Source organism: Kitasatospora sp. NPDC023120 (genome assembly GCF_055560835.1).
Genome location: NZ_JBVHHY010000003.1, coordinates 1 through 16,704, shown reverse-complemented (window position 1 = coordinate 16,704; position 16,704 = coordinate 1). Strand labels below are relative to the sequence as shown.

The 16,704-nt window shown below is 67.3% G+C and carries 19 protein-coding genes and 1 pseudogene; 5 read left to right on the top strand and 15 right to left on the bottom strand.

Annotated features, from left to right (window positions below; translation table 11 throughout):
* Window positions 1-23 precede the first annotated feature (23 nt).
* From ACZ3TI_RS04830 to ACZ3TI_RS04815, 4 genes are all read right to left on the bottom strand, one after another.
* A complete protein-coding gene (locus ACZ3TI_RS04830) occupies window positions 24-1,526 on the bottom strand; it encodes a Scr1 family TA system antitoxin-like transcriptional regulator (RefSeq protein WP_465723407.1) in 1,503 nt (500 codons plus the stop codon).
* 138 nt (window positions 1,527-1,664) lie between these two features.
* Complete coding sequence (locus ACZ3TI_RS04825) at window positions 1,665-2,171, bottom strand: hypothetical protein (protein WP_465723405.1); 507 nt, start codon at window positions 2,169-2,171, stop codon at window positions 1,665-1,667.
* Window positions 2,168-2,701, bottom strand: a complete 534-nt coding sequence (locus ACZ3TI_RS04820) for a hypothetical protein (protein WP_465723403.1) — start codon at window positions 2,699-2,701, stop codon at window positions 2,168-2,170. The genes ACZ3TI_RS04825 and ACZ3TI_RS04820 overlap by 4 nt, the downstream gene beginning before the upstream one ends.
* 214 nt (window positions 2,702-2,915) lie before the next feature.
* Window positions 2,916-3,512, bottom strand: coding sequence for an ATP-binding protein (locus ACZ3TI_RS04815; RefSeq protein WP_465723401.1), 597 nt, complete (start codon window positions 3,510-3,512; stop codon window positions 2,916-2,918).
* 330 nt (window positions 3,513-3,842) lie between these two features.
* Between ACZ3TI_RS04815 and ACZ3TI_RS04810 the strand changes: the two genes are divergently transcribed.
* Both ACZ3TI_RS04810 and ACZ3TI_RS04805 read left to right on the top strand, forming a co-directional pair.
* Window positions 3,843-4,688 carry a helix-turn-helix domain-containing protein gene (locus ACZ3TI_RS04810; protein WP_465723399.1) on the top strand — a complete coding sequence of 282 codons (846 nt, stop codon included), beginning with the start codon at window positions 3,843-3,845 and terminating at the stop codon, window positions 4,686-4,688.
* The gene (locus ACZ3TI_RS04805) at window positions 4,685-4,906 is read left to right on the top strand and encodes a DUF397 domain-containing protein (protein WP_465723397.1); all 222 of its coding nucleotides are present in this window, start codon (window positions 4,685-4,687) and stop codon (window positions 4,904-4,906) included. Before ACZ3TI_RS04810 ends, ACZ3TI_RS04805 begins: the two co-directional genes overlap by 4 nt.
* A 220-nt stretch (window positions 4,907-5,126) precedes the next feature.
* Here the strand turns inward: ACZ3TI_RS04805 and ACZ3TI_RS04800 are convergent, their stop codons facing one another.
* The 7 genes from ACZ3TI_RS04800 to ACZ3TI_RS04770 form a co-directional block, all read right to left on the bottom strand.
* Window positions 5,127-5,867, bottom strand: coding sequence for a hypothetical protein (locus ACZ3TI_RS04800; protein WP_465723395.1), 741 nt, complete (start codon window positions 5,865-5,867; stop codon window positions 5,127-5,129).
* Between the two features lie 13 nt (window positions 5,868-5,880).
* On the bottom strand, window positions 5,881-6,558 hold the full coding sequence (locus tag ACZ3TI_RS04795; RefSeq protein ID WP_465723393.1) for a pentapeptide repeat-containing protein: 678 nt from the start codon (window positions 6,556-6,558) through the stop codon (window positions 5,881-5,883).
* A gap of 94 nt (window positions 6,559-6,652) precedes the next feature.
* Complete coding sequence (amcA, locus tag ACZ3TI_RS04790) at window positions 6,653-6,886, bottom strand: multiple cyclophane-containing RiPP AmcA (RefSeq protein WP_465723391.1); 234 nt, start codon at window positions 6,884-6,886, stop codon at window positions 6,653-6,655.
* Complete coding sequence (gene amcB, locus ACZ3TI_RS04785; protein WP_465723389.1) at window positions 6,883-8,067, bottom strand: cyclophane-forming radical SAM peptide maturase AmcB; 1,185 nt, start codon at window positions 8,065-8,067, stop codon at window positions 6,883-6,885. Before amcB ends, amcA begins: the two co-directional genes overlap by 4 nt.
* Window positions 8,068-8,155: 88 nt before the next feature.
* Window positions 8,156-9,004: a helix-turn-helix domain-containing protein gene (locus ACZ3TI_RS04780; RefSeq protein WP_465723387.1), complete on the bottom strand. Its 849-nt coding sequence runs from the start codon at window positions 9,002-9,004 to the stop codon at window positions 8,156-8,158.
* 36 nt (window positions 9,005-9,040) lie between these two features.
* Window positions 9,041-9,562, bottom strand: a complete 522-nt coding sequence (locus tag ACZ3TI_RS04775; protein ID WP_465723385.1) for a DUF6879 family protein — start codon at window positions 9,560-9,562, stop codon at window positions 9,041-9,043.
* On the bottom strand, window positions 9,534-9,776 hold the full coding sequence (locus ACZ3TI_RS04770) for a hypothetical protein (protein WP_465723383.1): 243 nt from the start codon (window positions 9,774-9,776) through the stop codon (window positions 9,534-9,536). Before ACZ3TI_RS04770 ends, ACZ3TI_RS04775 begins: the two co-directional genes overlap by 29 nt.
* 153 nt (window positions 9,777-9,929) lie before the next feature.
* On the opposite strand from ACZ3TI_RS04770, the gene ACZ3TI_RS04765 reads away from it, so the two are divergent.
* From ACZ3TI_RS04765 to ACZ3TI_RS04755, 3 genes and pseudogenes are all read left to right on the top strand, one after another.
* Entirely contained in the window at window positions 9,930-10,649 is a 720-nt protein-coding gene (locus tag ACZ3TI_RS04765; RefSeq protein ID WP_465723381.1) for a class I SAM-dependent methyltransferase, read from the top strand.
* 246 nt (window positions 10,650-10,895) lie between these two features.
* On the top strand, window positions 10,896-11,276 hold the full coding sequence (locus ACZ3TI_RS04760) for an effector-associated constant component EACC1 (RefSeq protein ID WP_465723379.1): 381 nt from the start codon (window positions 10,896-10,898) through the stop codon (window positions 11,274-11,276).
* A pseudogene (locus tag ACZ3TI_RS04755) lies at window positions 11,276-13,153 on the top strand (caspase, EACC1-associated type); the annotation flags it as partial. The gene ACZ3TI_RS04760 and the pseudogene ACZ3TI_RS04755, both read left to right, overlap by 1 nt.
* A 382-nt stretch (window positions 13,154-13,535) precedes the next feature.
* Here the strand turns inward: ACZ3TI_RS04755 and ACZ3TI_RS04750 are convergent.
* The 4 genes from ACZ3TI_RS04750 to ACZ3TI_RS04735 are packed head-to-tail and all read right to left on the bottom strand — an operon-like array spanning window position 13,536 to window position 16,399.
* The gene (locus ACZ3TI_RS04750; RefSeq protein WP_465723377.1) at window positions 13,536-14,168 is read right to left on the bottom strand and encodes an SMI1/KNR4 family protein; all 633 of its coding nucleotides are present in this window, start codon (window positions 14,166-14,168) and stop codon (window positions 13,536-13,538) included.
* 5 nt (window positions 14,169-14,173) lie between these two features.
* Window positions 14,174-14,992: a hypothetical protein gene (locus ACZ3TI_RS04745; protein ID WP_465723375.1), complete on the bottom strand. Its 819-nt coding sequence runs from the start codon at window positions 14,990-14,992 to the stop codon at window positions 14,174-14,176.
* A 19-nt stretch (window positions 14,993-15,011) separates the two neighbouring features.
* Window positions 15,012-15,668, bottom strand: a complete 657-nt coding sequence (locus ACZ3TI_RS04740; protein ID WP_465723373.1) for a NucA/NucB deoxyribonuclease domain-containing protein — start codon at window positions 15,666-15,668, stop codon at window positions 15,012-15,014.
* Complete coding sequence (locus ACZ3TI_RS04735) at window positions 15,665-16,399, bottom strand: WXG100-like domain-containing protein (RefSeq protein ID WP_465723371.1); 735 nt, start codon at window positions 16,397-16,399, stop codon at window positions 15,665-15,667. Before ACZ3TI_RS04735 ends, ACZ3TI_RS04740 begins: the two co-directional genes overlap by 4 nt.
* Window positions 16,400-16,704: the final 305 nt, after the last annotated feature.

Here is a 16,704-nt window from a genome sequence, read left to right as displayed (position 1 = left end):
GGCCAGGGTGAGGGAGTTGTTGATCACAGCTGTCCCCGCCGAGGGAGGTCTCCAGCTGCTGCCCGTTCCAGCAGCTCGACGCTCGTGTCCGGTGGCAGCGCCCGCTCCAGCGCCATCCCCGCTCGGTGGTGCGCGCCTTCCTGGTACGTCACGTCGAACAGGCCCCAGGACGCGGTCACGGCGTGCTCGCCGGTGCGCAGGACGGCGATGTCGTGGGTGGCGAGGTACTCGTCGTTGAACGGCAGCACGGCCGCCCTCAGGGCGGTGGTGCGGGCCAGGTCGGAGAGGTGGCGCATCTGCTCGGCGTGGACGCGGGGCCCGCCGAAGCGGCGGTCCAGCACGCTCCAGGCGAGGATCACCGTGGTCGCCGGTGCCCCCGGACGCCGCAGGCGCTCCTCGAACGCGGCGGCCTGCTCGTTGCCCACCCCCAGCTGCCAGGCGCTGGCGGCATCCGAGTGCACCAGCAGGTCCGCCCGGTATATCCGGCACAAGGAGCACCCGGCCTCCAGGACGGGCGCTACCCCGCGTCGCGGTACATCGCCGGGGACCCGTAGCTCGGGGGCGTCCAGTGACGCGGCCACGGCGTAGGCGGGGGTGCGCAGCGCAGCGGGGACCAGGACGGAGCCGAGGAGCAGCAAGGTCTCGGCGCTCTGTTCCATGATCTGGTACCGGTGCAGGCGACCGGGTCCGCGGTCGATGGAGTAACCCGGCCTCGCCTGTTCGGCATCGGCCAGGAGCTGGTGGATGTCGGCGGTGGCGACCGCGCCCGCCCCGTAAGCGTGGAGGTAGGCGCCGAGCTCGCCCCGGTGGGCTGCCTCGCGCAGCGCCGTGCCGGTTCCGGCTTCCAGGTCGGCGATGGTGTCGGCGTCCGTACGGGAGGCCGTGGACAGGCGGTCGGCGATCTGGGCCCATGACAGGTCCTGGCATTCGCGCAGGTGCCGTAAGTGCGCACCGAGGACGGCGTCGCCCAGGCGCGGGCCCGCCCACGGCACGTCGGGTACCGGCCAGCCGGGCTCCGACGTAGAGAAGATGGCGGATCGCGGCAGCACGACGGGCTCCACGGCACGTAAGCGGGGCCGTCCCGGGAGACTGGATGCCTGCGCAGGGCCGATCGCCCTGGCGGATCGCCCGCCGTCTGCCGGGGCGCGGCTGGCGATCACGTCCAGGCAGAGCATCATCACACACACCCGGCGAACGCGGCCCACCGCGTCCGCATGTTCACCCTCTTCCAACTCTGCCTCGGCGTCACGGAGTTCGTCGGCCAGCAGGTCCAGCAGCGCGGCCCGCGGGTCGATGTCGTCGGCGCGCCGAAGGCGTACGGCGGTGCGCGTCACGGCGGCGGCAAGCAGGTCCAGCGGCGGGCTGGTCAGCGCGGGACCGCCCAGCCGGGGCAGCTCGGCCGCGATGGCGTCGGCCGCCTCATCCAGGGGCAGCAGCGGCGCGCCGTCCTCGAAGAGCGTGCCCGGTCGCAGCTTCGGCGTGGCCAACCTCTGCAAGGTCTCGTAGGCGGCGGTGCCGTCGACCATCACTGGCTCTCCTGGGTTCGTCATCGTGCAGGCGGGGAGAAGGCGCGCCAAACCGTGCCGCCGGGTCGGCAGGGCACAGCTGGCGAAGTGGTCCCACTGCGGACCGCGCTCGGGGGCAGCGGTCGGCAGCGGGAGGTATCAAGGGTTGAACCGGTAGCCGGCGGCCAGGAGTGCGTTGCGGGCGACGTCTACGGCTCCGGCGAGGCGGTACGGGTCGGTGAGGACCGCGGAGCAGCCGGGCAGCGCCCGAGGCGGGCACAACCAATCCCGTCCGTCTGCCCGGCGGCCGGGCGGCGGCACCTTGACCATTCGCGTCGAGATCCGGCTTCCGTCGATCAGCTCGGCGTCCGGGCCCTGCCACACGGCCGGGGCAATGGGCACGAGGATCTCGACGACATCCTCCGAGTGGTTGACGAGCGCCGGGCCGACGAGACTGGGGGCGCTCCCGAGCAGCGCGCGAACGGCGGCTCGGCCCAGCGGCTCCGGGAGCCGGACCACAGCGAAGCCTCGGCCGGCCGGCACGGGCACCGCCCGCCCCTTCGACCAGGCCCTCCAGGTCGCGTCCGGGTCGCGGGTGTACGCGCCGAGCCAGCGCATGCCCCCGACCACCTGGCGCGTGAGCGCAGTCGAAACGATCGTGGTCATCTTGCCCTCCGTGCCGTTCGGCTGGGGTCGGTCTCCGGCCTGCGTGCCTGGGATGAGCTGTTCAGAGCGGAGCGGGCCCGGCGCAGTGCAACCGCGAGGTCCGCGTGGCGGGTCAGCGTCCCGCTGCCGTCCGGCTGGACCAGCCACTCCAGAGCCCCGACTCGACCGACTCCAGGTGCCGGCATGGCGACCAGCGGTGGTTCGCGGCCGTCCGCCGGTGCGGTCAGCAGCACGGTGAACGGCATCTGCCAGGCCGCGCCGGGCCGAACTGGCACCAGCCAGGAGCTGGTCTCGGCGCTGTGGTCGTACAGGACCGGCCCGATCACCTGGCCGCTGTCGCGCAACTCGGCCAGGACCGTCCGTGTCAGGGCCTCGCCGACGACCATGACGACGTCGAAGCGGCAGCTCACCTGAACCGGAGCGGGCCGCCCGCACCGCCACTGCCCCTGGATCTGGGTAGGCCTGCTGGTGACACCGGCGAGCCAGCGGCCGCCGAGCACGTGGGGTGGAACCCTGGCGAGCGTGCGCATCGTGCCTCTCTCGTCTGGATGTTGGAGGGCATGGCCCGGCCGCCCCCGGCTGGGGGGCGCAGTGGGGCGGCCGGGCGGCCCGGCGCCTTCCCGCGCTGCGGGTTTTTGGGGGAAGGCACCGGGGCGGGAGTGGAGGCCGAGCGCCTTGACCGGCCTCGCTGCGCGGCTCACTACGAGCGGAGCCACAGACCCGCTTCGGATTGGACTGTGTCGCCTACGCGGCGCGACGCTCCCTGCCTCGCCGGAACGGCCGACCCAAGGCGAGCTGCCGCCTGCGGGTGAAGGCGAACGTCTTCAAGGTGCGCAGCCTCGGCAACGCCGAAACCGGACCCTCCGGCTGCACTTCCGCATCAGCGGTGGCCTGACCGAAGATCGGCGGCAGTTCCTGCACGTCCAGCTCGAACCATACGGACCAGCCAACCTGAGCCTCGCCGTCGAGGTACGGGCTCCACCCGATGTCCTCTGCGTAGCCGGCCACGACCACGAGGCCCCGGCCGCCGGTCGCGCCCAGGTCGTCACAGCCGAGCATCTTCGGCACGGTCACACCGGGGTCTGTGACCGTGATACGCAGTCGTTTGCGTTCGTGGTCGACATCGCCTTCGATCAACAACTCGGCTCCCGAACAGGCATGTTCAGCGCCGCTGTACTTAATTGCGTTGTCGATGAGCTCGGACGAGCCGAGCCGGAGCGCGTACGCCCGGTCCTTGTCGAGGATGATGCCGGCCTGGACGATTTGGGCGGCGAGCAGATTGCGGATGACACCCACGGACGCGGTTTCGAGCGAAGCGTGAAGCTGTAAGACGCGGTGCATGGCAGTCCCCTCCGGGGCCGGTACGGCGGCTTGAAGGTGTTTCCGAGGGCCTTTCGGCCGCCCGCGGGGTGATTGAGAGCCCCCCGCTCTGGATCTAGACATGCTCAACTGCGCGATCACCGGTCACCGCCCGGAGGCGATGCCATGCGATCCGTGACACAGAGGATGGCAGCTGATGGGCAGTCAGTACAAGTCGTTCTGCAAACTTTGAGAATTCTCATTGGCGGCGAGCGGGCTCGCATGGCAGGCCTGGACATGGCTGGCGAGCGCCACGACGCAGCAGGCAGACTGGCCACTTGATGGTTCAGATCTGAGAAAGGGGTACTGCCGATGGCGGCAGCCACGGTTCGGCAACGCCAACTCGGCAACCAGCTGCGGGCGCTGCGCGAGAAGCGAGGCCTTACCCTGGAGGCCGTCGAACAACTTACGGGCATCACCATGGCCAAGCTGTCACGGCTGGAGCTGGCCAAGACGCCGGCGAAGCACGCCGACGTCGACAAGATCGCCCGCGCGTACGACTGCGACGACGAACTCCGCGAATCACTGGTGGCGGTCGCCCGTGAAGGCAACAAGCGCGGCTGGTGGTTCAACTACCAGGAGGTGCTGCCGCCATGGTTGGCTGACCAGATCAGCTTGGAGTCCTCGGCGACTTCGTTCCGCACCTGCCAAGTGCAACTCATCCCAGGACTCTTCCAGACCGCCGACTACGCACGCGCAGCCATCAGTGGTCTGGCAATAGGCGCGTCACCTGAGGACGTCGAGGCACGAGTACGCGTCCGCCGTGAACGGCAGGCCGTACTCACCCAGCCGAAGCCGCTGGAGATGTGGGCCATCGTCCATGAAGCTGCCCTCCGCAGCCTGGTAGGCGGACCACACGTCATGCGCGGGCAGTTGGAGAAGTTGCTGGAACTCGCTGTCCTCCCGAACATCACCATCCAGGTGATGCCCTCAGAGACCGGGGTCCACCAGGGCATGAACGGGCCGTTCTCCATCCTCGGATTCCCTGGCAGTGACCTCGACGTCGTACTACTTGAAGGACTGCTGACCAGTGAGTGGGTTGAAGATCCACAGCGGGTGAGTGTCTTCGATCGGGCGTTCCGTGAGGTCGCTGCCGAAGCGTGGCCCGTCAGCCAGTCCCTCAACTTCATCGCTGAGCAGAAAGACCGGTTGAAGTGAGCATCGTGCCGAACTCCACGACGTTGCAGGTCACGTGGAGGAAGTCCAGCTACAGCGGCGGCAATGGAGACTGCGTTGAAGTCGCCGCTGCCAACTCAATGATGTACATCCGGGACTCGAAGGACCCCGAAGGGCCGGCACTGGCCCTCTCTCCGGAAACCTATGCACTTCTTCTCCGCAGGGTGGCAGCCGGCGACTTCGACCTCGGTGTCCTTTGAGGGTTCCCTGAACACAACTACGGCCCGGCGTCTCTATGGTGCGCCGGGCCTGCTGACCGGGCAGGGAGCGGCGGGCGACCGCTCTTCCATCGGTTCCTCTTGGTCCATGCACTGGTTCCTTATCCCTGCCGAACCAAGGAGACCGTTGTCGGCCTCGACCGTAGCCGCAGGGCAAGCGGTGGCCGGGGCGAGCAGTTGTTCACCATGTCGGGCTGCCCTCTCACAGGAGGCCGGGGAAGGCGTGGGGTGGGAACGAGCCGAGCCAGAACGCAGCGGTGGAGGACTGGCCGAGGTCGACGGTGGAGCCGTCGTGCGGGAGGAGTTCAGTCGGCGCGAGGTAGGCGTCGCCAGGTTCGAGGCGCAGGCGTATGCAGGTCGGGTTGCCGCCGTTGGCGAGGTAGCGACGGATGTCATCGGTGTGCGGCCATCGAGTGGCGAAGTCGATGGGGTGCACGGCGCGGGCGATGTGTTGGGCGTCATGGTGTCCGAGGAGAAGGTAGCGGGAGCCGGGGCCGAGGTTGACACACAAGCGGCGCCGGGAGTGGTGCCGTTGCGGGTACGGGAGGCGGTCCCAGTTGTCGAGGTGGATGCCGAGCAGGCGCCCGCTGTGGTGGTTGATTGTGGTGGTGGCCTGGCCGGGTGGGCTGGTGACTGTCCCGAGGTAGTGGGCCGGTCCATCGGCGAAGCCGGGGAGGTCGGTGGGTGCGCCGGTGGTTGTGGCCAGTGCCCGCTCCAGGTTGAAGGACGGGGGCAAGCTGACCAGTTGGGTGAGCAGGTTCGCGGGGGTGCCCGGTTCGGCGGCCAGGCGACGGGCGGCTGTCGCGGTGATGGACATCCAAGGGCCGGTGGGGACCGCGGCTCCGGGTTCGAAGGCGGGGTCGAGGCTGTCGGTGCGGATGGTTGCGACGTCGCAGCGGGCGGTCAGGGCGGCAAGGTCACGGTAGGCGATGGCGATGGGCAACGGGCGCTCCTCGTCAGTGCTGTTCCAGCGGCCGGATCGTGGTGTCGAGTTCGACCATCAGCGCATTCGTGAGCTGGGCGGGCTGCGCGGGGTCGAGGAGGATGCCGGAGAGGTTGGCGGCACCGCTGATGGTGCTCAGGTCGTTGCCTCGCAGGTCGGTGTCCTTGTAGCGGCCGGGGCCAAAGACGGTCTTGTCCAGGACGCAGTCCCGGAACACGACGCCGCGCAGGTCGCAGCCGGTGAAGGTGGCTTCCGTGAGGTTGCAGCGGTCGAAGACCACGGTGCCGCCCGCGCGGACGTTGTCGAACGTGGCGTAGTTGAGTCGGCAGCCCTCAAAGAGCGTGTCACTGAGGGTGACGGCGGTGATCGCGGCTCCCATGAGGCGATTGTCGGCCAGGCGGGTCTGGGTGGTGCGGCTTCCGGACCAGGTCAAGGTGGCGATCGTGCTGTCGGTGATTTCCAGGGAGGACAGCCGGACACCTTCGAACGTGGCGCGCTGGGCCGAGAGGTTGCGGATGCGGCCTGCCAGGAGCGCGGTGTCGGTGAGGTCGAGGTCGCGCAGGTCGGCGTCGGCATAGACGAAGTCGCGGATGCTGTCGCCGGCGAGGTGGGTGACCGGTTGCAGGTGCTTGTTATCCGGGTCGAGGCCGGGCAGGGTGACGCTGACGGTGCCGTAGGTGCGGGTGCTCATGGTGCTGGTGCTCCGGGGCGGTGAGGGCGGGGCCGGGCCCGCCGTTGGGTGCGGGCCCGGCTGGTGGCGCTGATTGTGGCAGGGCTACTGGCGGCTATCGGTTGTTCGGGAAGTCCGCCCAGGCCGGGCCGTTGTGCCAGTCGTTCCACGGGTTGACGGGGGTGTTGTCCCAGGTGGGCTGGTTGTCCCACGGCGAGCCGGGGTTGTTGCTCCAGGTCGGCTGGTTGTTCCAGCCGTCGTCGAGGGTCGCGGGGGTGCGGGTGGTCTGCTGGAGGAGGTGCTCGATCTGCGGGGAGGTGGCGGTGGCGAGTTCGGCGAGAGCGTTCACGCGGCGGTGTCCTTTCTGATGCTGTTGCTGGCGGCGAGGATGAGGGCTTGTTCGGTGGAGCGGCAGTAGGCGGTTTCCGTGGCAGTGAAAGAGCCGTGCTCGAAGTAGCGGTTGCCGGCCTGGGAGCCGCGGCAGAAGTCGAAGAACTCGCAGTGGGTTTGGCAGTTGTCCAGACCGGTCAGGAACTCTCGGACGTAGCGGAGTCGGTGTGCGCGGGCGAGGATGGCGGCCAGCGGCAGTTCCAGGATGTTGCCGGCGCGGAAGTCGTCGTAGCCGGGTGCGGGAGTGTCTGCGAGCTCAGGACTGAGGAGCACGACGTCTCCGTTGGCGGCGACGGTGGGAATCGGATCGTGGCGGCCTGTCTCCCACCAGGACCGGCTGCCTTCGCGGGTCATCCGCAGGTAGCCGCCGAGCCGGTCGAGCTCGCGGATCGACGGAGCGTCGGGGTTGTTTTGACTCCAGGCGATCACGCGTTCCCAGAAGCCAACGGTGTCGGTGAGGTCGGGTGTCGTCCGGCCGGTGTTAGCTCCTTCGTACTCCTCGATGTTCAGGCCGATGGAACGGCACCCCAAGGAGGCAAGGAAGTCGAGCAGCGCCTCGGGGTCGTGGACGCTCTCGCGGCTGACGACGGAGATCACCGAGAACGGCAGGCCGCGTTCGTGCAGCCTGCCGATGCCGCGCAGGATGCGGTCGAAGGCAGGGCGGCCGGACCGGTCTACACGGCGCTCATTGAGAGCGCGTGGGCCGTCGATGCTGACTCCGATGCGCACACCGTAGGCGGCGAGGAGGTCGCACCAGCGGTCGTTGATGAGAGTGGCGTTGGTCTGGACGGCATGCTGGAGGCGACCGGTTGCGCGCAGCGGTTCGAACGGGTCGAGGAGCTGTGTGAACCGGCCGGTGCCGAGCGCCAGCGGCTCCCCCGCGTGCCAGATGATCCGCAGCGGCGGACCGTCCGGCGTAATCAGGTCGGCAACCGAGCCGGCGACGGCGTTCGCGACCGCGACGGGCATCGGGTTCTTCGAGTCGCGCTTGGGCAGGTAACAGTAACCGCAGTTGAGATTGCAGAAGGTTGTGGGTTGCAGGACGATCTGCTGGGGCCGGGCGGTGATCCGGCTCAGGTATCGGCCCCTGAGGCCGGATTCCTGCGGGCGGGCCGTCGAACGCTCCAGTGCTGGTCGCATCGTGGCTGCCTCTCCGTGAAGTGGCGTTGCGCAGACGCTACGCAGTACCCGTTCCGGAGAGCCATGATCTTGCGAGTTCTTGCGCAAGCTACTTGCGGTGGTCGATGAATGCCGCGATCAGCGACCGGGCCTCCGCCCCGAACTTGGCCATCTGGGACAGCTCGGCGAATGTGCGGGCGTACATCTCCATCTCGTGCGGCTGTGTCAGCCGTAGGTGCCCGCTGACCAGTTCGACGGAGGTCTGGGCGTCGTCGAACATGTAGAAGTCTTCCGCTGGCGACCTGGTTCGGCCCGTGGCCAACGGGATGACGCCCAGGCTCACCTGCGGCAGGGTGCTCACCGTGATGAGGTGGCCGAGCTGGCCGTCCATCGCGTCCGCGTCGCACACTGCTCCGCGAAGTACCGCCTCCTCGACCAAGAGAGCGAACGTGGCGCCGCTGGCGAAGACCATCGCCTGCCGGGCCATCCGGGACTCCACCGCAGCCTCCACATCGTCCACGATCGCCCGGGTCCGCTGCACGGCCCGAAGAACAGCCGTGGTGTAGGCGCGGGTCTGGACCATGCCTGGCACGGTCCGGCTGGCGTAGACGCGGAAGCGCCGGGTGCGCCGGTAGAGGTCGAGCACGGAGTCCTGTGCCTGGCGCAGCCCTGTCTTCTCCATGCGGCGCCACTCGACGTACATCGACTCGACCGCGCGAGAGGTGGTGACCAGCTCCTGGGCCTGGTCTTCGGCGCCGCACGCCCGGCACCAGGCGCGGATGTCGGCGTCGGACGGGGCGGCTTTGCCGCCCTGGAGACGGGAGGTCTTGGCAGGGTCCCAGCCGCACCGGGCCGACAGCTCGTCGCCGGTAATCCCCGCGTCCCTCCGCAGGTCCCGGAGCCGCTCGGCGAGGGCCTTGCGGGCCGCGACGACGCTGGAGGACGGGGTGTACGCCATGATGCTGTCGGTCCGGTGTGCTCGTGGGTGCGCCGGTCAGATCTTGTACTGGTCGTGCGGGATTGCTCGCTCCCACACCTTTTCGAAGGCATCGGCGCAAAGCCGCACCGCGACCGGATCCTCGGTGAGTTCACCGCCGAGGGCATCACCGTCCCCGGAGAAGTGGCCCCACCTCACCAGGTGCCTGTCGAAGAGCCAGAAGTCGTTGCCAGGCAGCGCCAGGTCGCTGGCGTTGCGCCGAGGCAGCCAACGGACCTGCTCTCCGGCCTCGACGTTGGGGAACGTCACATCGTACTCGTAGCGGATGTACTCGCTGACCGGCTCTGAGACGATCCGCGCTCTGCGGATCTCCACACCGCGGCTGACGGTTTCGGCGATGACGTCCAGCCACGGCCGCCACCACGATGCCCTATCGGTGGGGTCCAGGCGGTGCCCGGCCCGCCACGCGTGCAGTGCGGGGTCGTCCTGCATGTAGCCGTCGCGCATCTCCAGGTGGAGCGCGGAGTGGATGGTGCTCCTCAGCAGTTCGTCAATCTTCACCGCGGCGCTCTGCGACATCCAAAGCCTCCCTGATCGCCTGCGCGAGCCGCGCCGGCACACGGACGACTGCCTCGTGATCGGGGATGCGACCAGTGGCCAGGCACTCGGCTTCCGTTGCCGAGTCGATCTTCCATCCCTGGATCACCAGGTCCCTCGTCTCCTCATCGACCCAGACCGTCGGCGATTCACCGTCGGGGCTGTTCGGGTCCTTTGCGATGAACAGTAGCGACATGACGTCCCTCTGCACTCGTTGGTTGCGAGATCTTGCGCTATCGCTCCATGCTGCTCCTGCCCAGGCGCCTGCAGCAGAGCGATTCGGGCCAACTCTGTTTGTCTCCGGTGGTCTTCCCCCAAGCCCGTGCGCCGGGGCACGCCAGCGGCGAGGATGGTCCGGGTGACCACCATCTCGCCTGCCCAGTCGGCGGCAGCAGACCTTTGGTACCACTACGGCCGCACCTGCACCGATACCGACCGGTCCGTCCCCGGCTCCTTCTCCTGGGTCTGGGCCCAGGACGGTGGGCCGGGGGCCGAGGTGCTGGGTGACCTTACCGGCCTGACCGTGGCCGACCTCGGCGCGGGTGCCGCCCGGCACGCCGCCCACCTCGTCACCCGCTCGGCGCCCGCCCGGGTCGACGCCGTGGACGCCTCCCCCGCCCAGCACGCGCTGGCCTGCGACCTCTACGGCCATCTCGCGCCATACCTGCGCCCGGTGCATGCCGACGTGGTCGAGCACCTGGAGGAGCACCCGGCCGAGTACGACGTCGTCTACTCGGTTTTCGGCGCCGTCGACTTCACCGACCCCCGCCTGCTGCTGCCGGCCGCTGCCCGCGCCCTGCGCCCCGGCGGCCTGTTCGCCGCCTCCACGCTCGGCCACTACATCGGCGGCGCGCCCGCCGAGCCGGACGTCCAGCACGCCGACATCCCGGCCCGCACCCCGGACGGCGCCCCGACGACGATGCCGCGCTGGGTCCTCCAGGAGCACGTCTGGACGAAGCTGCTGGACGAAGCCGGGTTCACGGCGATCAGCATCAACCGGCTCCCCGCGGCGACGCCGGGCCCGCGCTCTGCCGACACCCTGCTGCTCCGGGCCCACCGGCCACGGTGAGGACAACTTCGCAGTTGGCGCATCCGGCGTAACGGCACTTGCCAGCTAGTCTGCTTCTTTCTGATCATCAGTTAGATGTCCAGCTCCTGCCTTGACCGACCAGCAGTGAGCACAGGAACCGATAGGTGACTGACAAGTGCTTCCCAGCTGAGGAAGCCGTCTCCGGCTCCTCGGTTCTGCTGAAGTGAGGACCGGCTCGGAGGTTCTCGGGCATGATGCTGCTGCAGGTAGACAAGGGGGCTCGTGGTGGCGGTTGTTGAGGTGACGATCCTGGCCGAAACTGGCAGGTTCGACTCTGGGGATGCACGGTGGCAGGACCAGGTCGCGGCGTTGCACACCGCGTTGCGTGAGGAGGCCGGGACGGTCTTCTCCCGCGGCGTGCCCGAGCCAGGGTGGAAGGGTGCCGTCGACACGGTGATACTGGCGGTGGGCTCCTCCGGCGCGCTGACCGCCGCGGTGGCGTGCTTTCGTGCCTGGCTGGCCCGGGACAAGACGAGGACGCTCACCGTCACCTGGACCGACGAGACTGGAGGCGAACGGTCGCTCCAGATCAGTGGCGACAACGTCGACCAGGCATCGTTCCATGCGCTGGCAGAGGCGATCCGCAGCCGTCTGGGAGACGGTTGATGGCGGGAGGGGGCCGCTATCGAGGCCTTCTGATCGGCAACACGAGCTTTCCTCGCGACCCACACGCCCTTCTCGACCTGGACGGGCCCCGAGTCGACGTCCAGCAGCTGAAGCAGGCGCTGACGGACGAGCAGATCGGGCTGTTTCGAGGCGAAGACGTCCGGCAGTTGGTTGACAACGGGATCCAGGACATCAGGGAGCAGGTCGACGAGTTCTTCACCTCGGCCACCCGTGATGACGTGCTGTTGCTGTACTACAGCGGCCACGGCCAGACCGACGAGCGTGGAACGCTCTACCTGTGTGCCAAGGACACCAGTACCAACCGCCTACGGGCCACCGCGCTAAGCGCGATCGAGATCAACAACATGATCGACGGCTCGCCGGCGGGCACCACCATCGTCATCCTCGACTGCTGCTATAGCGGCGCCTTCAAGGGCGCCGCCAAGGCCCCGGCCTCGGGCAGAGGCAGGTTCGTGCTCACCAGCAGCAGATCGACCCAGCTCACTAAGGCGGCCACAACCCCAGGCCGGCCCAGCCCATTCACCGGTGCGCTCGTGCGCGCTCTGCGGCAGACCGGGCCCACAGGACACCTGACGATCGTCGAGCTGTACCGGCAGGTGCACCGGTGGATGACCGCAGGCTCTGTGATTACCCCGCAGCTGAGGATCGCTGGGGAAGGCGACGTGCCTATCGCCCGGCGCGCAGCCCCGCTCTTGTACTACACCCTGCCGCCGTTCGACCTGCTGGAGCGTGGTGCCCCTGGCACGGCTCGGTCCGAGTTCAACGACGAGGCAGTAGCCCAGCTGCAAGGCGTGTTTACAGGGTTCAAGGTGGACGCCAGGGTCACCGCCTTCACCCGGAGCCCGACGGTCACTCGCTATGAGGTCGAGCTCGGGCCCACTGGGAGCGCCGGGGAGATCGTCGCGCTGGCCAAAAACATCGCCTACGCGGTCGGCACCTCCGATGTCCGGATCGTCTCACCGATCCCCGGCAAGGCCGCGGTCGGTGTGGAGATCCGCAACCCGAACCGGGAGATAGTCGCCCTCGGCGACCTGCTGCGCTCGCGCACCGCCGCCGAGGACGACCATCCAATGCTGGTCGGCATGGGCAAGGACGTCGAGTGCCGCACCGTGATGGCCAACCTGGCACAGATGCCGCACCTGCTGGTTGCTGGTGCCTCTGGAGCGGGCAAGTCGTCCTTCATCGACTGCCTGATCACCTCCGTGCTGGTACGCACCACCCCCGACGATGTCCGGATGGTGCTGATCGACCCGAAACGGGTTGAACTGGCGGCTTACGAGGGCATCCCGCACCTGATCACCCCGGTCATCACCACCCCTCAGAAGGCCGTTCAGGCGCTCCAGTGGGTGGAGCGCGAGATGGACCTGCGCTACGAAGACTTCGCGGCCTATGGTTTCCGGCATATGGACGACTTCAACGCCGCTGTGCGGGCCGGCACTGTCAAGGCCCCACCCGGAAGCGACCGAGAAGTGACGCCCTACCCGTATCTGCTGGTGGTCATCGACGAGCTGGCCGATCTGATGATGGTCGCCCGCCAAGATACCGAGGACTTGGTGGTCCGGATCACCCACCACGCTCCCGCCGCTGGCATCCACCTGGTGCTCGCCACACGGCACCCCTCCACGGACGTGGTCACCGGCCCGATCAAGGCCAACGTGCCGTCCCGGCTGGCCTTCGCTACCTCGACGATGGCCGACTCCCAGACCATCCTCGACCAGCGTGGCGCGGAGAAGCTGATCGGCGAGGGCGACGCCTTGTTCCTGCCGATGGGCGCCGCCAAGCCGAGCCGCATACAGGGCGCCTTCGTCACCGAGGCTGAGATCGCCAAAGTGGTCCAGCACTGCAAGGACCAGCTGACGGCCTAGGTGAACAGCGGCGGGCCATAGGGGATCTTGTTTGGATCGAAGGAGGCAGTGCGGGTGGGCACTACGGTCGATCTTAATGACACGGGCCGTGGGAAGGACGGTGCAGGTGGGTTGCGTCGAGGTAATGATCAGCTGGGAGCCCTGACCGGCGAGTTCCAAGAGTGCGTCGGCGATCCAGCGTTGCGCTGGGATGCAAGTCTGCTACCACCAGCGTCGACGGGTGCTGGCGGTAACGTAACGGCAACTGTATGGCGCCCCCGTCTGGTCTGTCCCGACTGGTGCTCCGAGAACCTGAACGAACGACTAAACGCTCACTGTGCTGGGGCCACCGTTGCGACGGCGGCCCCAGACGGCGCGGTGGAGAGCGGCCCAACTACTCCGTGACTCCTAGGTGGAGCGTGCCGCCGTCAGGAAGACTGTGGATTTGCTGGGCGATCGGGCCCCTGATTCGCATCGCTTCGCCTGCCTCGCGCACCACTACGTTCTCAAAGCTGTAGTCACCGCCGGCAACGAAGAACTGGAGCGGCACAAGTCGCTGTTCGGGGGTGAGGGCGCCGTTCTGCTGCTGGAACTCGTAGGCGAAGGATGCGGCGGCGTTCACATCCGGGTCACTCAGCAGCCAGGCGGCCCAGTCGTTCAGGCTGCTTCCGAGATCTTCTGTCTCTGCGGTCTCGGGGTCGAAGGTGACAACGCGTTCGCCGCCGACGATCGCGAATTGGGTGCCGAAGAGGTCTTGGCCGAAGCAGAGGACGTGGTCGGCCAAGCCGCCGTACGTGCTCTTCCACAGCTCGTCGGAGTTCCAGGAGAGGAGGTCGGGTCCCAGCCCTTCTTCCCCGGCCCGGAAGACCTGGATGCCGGCGTTGAAGGCGAAGAAGCCGTTCATCTGGCCGAGTAGGACTCCGAGCTCGTGAAGCGGTCCGGTCTCGTGGCCGAAGTCGATTTCGATCGCGGGGCCCATCGGGCCGCGGGCGCGGCCGATCAACTGGTCCAGGGGGCTGTCGGGCATCCGTTTCACTCCGCTGCTTGTGCTTCTGGGCCGATCGGCCTGGTGAGGTAATGGTCGCGCACCTTGTCGGTGACTACCAAACGAAGGGTCGGCTGGAGAACGGGCGCATCGGGGATGGCGTCCCACTTGGCAAAGGGCCACCATCGGTTGTGCGCGGCCAGCAGCATCCGCTCACCATGCTCGACGTCGCTCTGGGTCGCATACCATCCCGCCATCCACAGGCAGATGGAGTACTGCTCGGGCGTCTCCCCCGTGTCGGTGAGCAGGTGGTGCGCCCTTTCGAAGTCGTTGGTCTCAGACAGCGCCTCCCAGACCAACCGGCGTTGCTTCCTGTCGAGCTCCTGGTAGTTGCGGTCGACGAGCCCCGCGCCGATGACGCCGTCCAGCGGACGAACCGCCCCGCCCCACTCGTTGTGGCAAGGCAGGAGAGGCTCAATGCCCTGTCGAGGCAGTTCCTGGGAGAGCCACTCAAGGTCTCTCCGTAGGTAGCGACCGTCCGGGATGCTCTCGACGCAGGCAGCGAGCCGGGCTGCAGCTGGCTCACTCGCATAGAGCTGGCCTGCAAGAAGCGCCGACCGGAAGGGGACGGACTGATCACACAGCTCACCGCCGAGCGGGCCATCACGCTCGATCAAACCCTGGGTCAGATCGGCGGCCTGTGCAAACTCCCCCGTCCAGAAGAGGATCTGCACCGCTGCGGCTGCGGCCTCCCATACCGGTCCCCGGGGCCCGCCCTTCCTGGACGCGATCTCCAGCAGATCCGGAAGAGCGGCGAGGAAGTTGCCTTTCCTCGCATCGGAAATAATCTTCTCACTCTTATTCATAGACACTCGCAATCCCCATCTATATCACTTTTATCCTCACCCGTGTTCCGTCTTTAAGCAATTCTAGCGCATTCCCCATTGTCGATCCAGATCCGCCATTATCAGGCCCGGATATGTGTTTTACGCTAGCCCCAGTCCCGCCCTCTTTGAACATGGCCGGAGGATACTCATCGCGTTGAGTGCCACGGTTGGTTCGAATCCCTCGCAGTGAATCCTTGCGATTTTGCTTAGCGCCACCCCGATCAATGGTCAGGACAGAAGGGAGCGGACTACCTGGGCTATGCGAATGACCGCGCCAGATCATGCCCTTTTGAGCTTCCGCGATGTGCTTCGCGGACTCCGGATACTTGCCACTGTCGATCTGGTACTCAACGTCGAAGTCGCCCTTCACGCCGACTGCCGAGGCGAGCTTGGTCCTCGCATCATGCTGGGCCGCGATCCGCGCCTGTGAGCCCTCACCACCCTTGCCCGGGTGGGCGGCTATCTTCTCTGCCAGCTCTAGGATTTTGCGTTTGTGCGCCTCATCGGCTGCGGCCACATTCTTTGCCACCTGCTTGGTGCCATGGGCCGCATGGTGGTACATGTCGCTGACTGCGGCCGCAGCCTCTTTGCTGATTGTGGTGCCAATCTTCTTGGCGGCGTCTTCCAGTGCCTTGGTGATCGGGTGGCGGCTCAAGCGAAGCTCACCGCCGCGGTCGCTGTCGTAAAGTCCTTGGCGTGGCCGCGGACGGCATCTCCGTGACCTGTCATTTTGTCGGCCAGCGCGAGTAGCCCAAGAGGGTTGATGGCGAAGCCTTCGCCGGTGTCCGTGACCAGATCCCCATCTACACCGGCCAGAGCCTTCTTTACGCCCGCGAAGACCATGCCCTTGACGGCCTTCTCCACCTCCTTCTGGAGCGGCTCTGTAGCCTTGGTGATGAGGATTGCGATGATCTCCTCCTCGGCCGCCTTGATCATTTTGCTGACGACCCGTCGGGTTGCGGCCACCGCGGCAGCGTCAAGGGCCGAGGCAAGGCCGAGCGTCGCTACAGCGGCTATCGCCCCGCCCACGGCCTCGGCGGCGAGCACGCCGAGTTCGGCGATCACTGCCAGCTTCATCGCAACGATGGCATCCGCAGCAACATCAAGGGCAGTCGCCGATCCGTTGCACACCGCGACCAGTTCATGTAGGTGGTCGTTGGTCATCTTCGACCAGCGGGCCACCATCTGTTCATACGACTTAGCCTGGTAGTGGTGCGCCATCTCCTGAAGGGTGGCTGTCGCCGCAGCATGCGTGTGATCGATGTTGGAAGCAAACCTCCGGACATGGCCGGCATACTCCCGCACCTTGTCCTCGTTGACATTGGGCCACGGTAGTCCCAGCAGGTCCATGACCCATACCAGCTCGCCTGGCAACTCGATAGCCATACGCCCCCCTGAACGCGACACTCACACAGAATCATGTCACGCTCACATTGCGCGCTTGGCATACTGTGGTCTGCCCGCCGCATGACCTGAGGATCAATCGGCGCCAACAAGGCCGTGGAGACGGGTGGTTCTCAGCTCGATGGCGAGCACGACCAGGACGGGAGCCACTCAACGGGCCGCCAAACCCCTGTTGCGTTCATCAACGGCCCCTGAACCGCCCCGGGTTCGGTAGAGATCTCAGGTTGTGGTTGTGACCTGCGGTTTTGTGGTGGCAAGGTAGTAGTCGGTTTCGTACTCGACTGGCG